Raw genomic sequence first — 489 nt, 5'->3', positions numbered from 1 at the left:
TTGGGTCTGTAGCTCAGTTGGTTAGAGCGCACCCCTGATAAGGGTGAGGTCGGCAGTTCGAATCTGCCCAGACCCACCAATTTTGTGTGGGAACCTGTAGAGATACGGGGCCATAGCTCAGCTGGGAGAGCGCCTGCCTTGCACGCAGGAGGTCAACGGTTCGATCCCGTTTGGCTCCACCACTACTGCTTCTGATTGTATAAAGCTTAGAAATGAGCATTCCATCAATTCGATGGTGAATGTTGATTTCTAGTCTTTGACTAGTTCGTTCTTTAAAAATTTGGGTATGTGATAGAAAGATAGACTGGACCACACTTTCACTGGTGTGGGATCAGGCTAAGGTAAAATTTGTGAGTTGCTCTTAATTGAGTATTATCGAATTTTCGGCGAATGTCGTCTTCACAGTATAACCAGATTGCTTGGGGTTATATGGTCAAGTGAAGAAGCGCATACGGTGGATGCCTTGGCAGTCAGAGGCGATGAAAGACG

Annotated in this window: 2 tRNA genes; both read left to right on the top strand. The window is 46.8% G+C overall.

Going from position 1 to position 489, the window contains the following annotated elements:
* Positions 1-2 precede the first annotated feature (2 nt).
* Positions 3-79, top strand: a tRNA-Ile gene (locus tag DU29_RS0129080).
* 27 nt (positions 80-106) lie between these two features.
* A tRNA-Ala gene (locus DU29_RS0129075) sits at positions 107-182 on the top strand.
* Positions 183-489: the final 307 nt, after the last annotated feature.

It is taken from the genome of Pseudomonas sp. Ant30-3, assembly GCF_000690905.1.
In the GTDB taxonomy this organism is placed as follows: Bacteria; Pseudomonadota; Gammaproteobacteria; order Pseudomonadales; family Pseudomonadaceae; genus Aquipseudomonas.
This window is presented reverse-complemented; position numbering and strand designations above follow the sequence as displayed.